The sequence below is a fragment of the uncultured Roseibium sp. genome, from assembly GCF_947499295.1.
Classification (GTDB): domain Bacteria; phylum Pseudomonadota; class Alphaproteobacteria; order Rhizobiales; family Stappiaceae; genus Roseibium.
The window spans coordinates 1-296 of the sequence record NZ_CANMNP010000161.1 but is presented as its reverse complement, the minus strand read 5'-3'; the positions used below and the strand labels follow the sequence as shown (position 1 = coordinate 296).

1 pseudogene is annotated in these 296 nt (G+C 61.5%); it reads left to right on the top strand.

Annotated elements, in window-relative coordinates:
- Nucleotides 1-30: 30 nt before the first annotated feature.
- Nucleotides 31-296: pseudogene (locus tag Q0835_RS30240) on the top strand (carbon monoxide dehydrogenase); the annotation flags it as partial.

Below are 296 nucleotides of genomic sequence, written 5' to 3'. Positions count from 1 at the left end.
AGCCGTTTGATTGATTCCACGGCGCGCAAGATGGCCGAGGAGTTTTTCTCGCGGTTTAGCGAGCAGGTCGGGGGATCAGCGCCGGCGGTTTCTGACGGGTCTTCGGAGCCTTCGGCTGCGGATCTTGCCGATGGTCTTGATGAGGGTGTTGCCGAGGAGGCCAAGCGGATCGCGCTTGAGGAGGCGCCGGGCGAGGTTCTTCATGCGATTGGCGAGGCCGAGCACAAGGTTGAGGAGGGTCTTCACAAGGCAGAGGAGAATTTGGAGGATGCTGCGGGTCGGAATGCGTTTGGCGG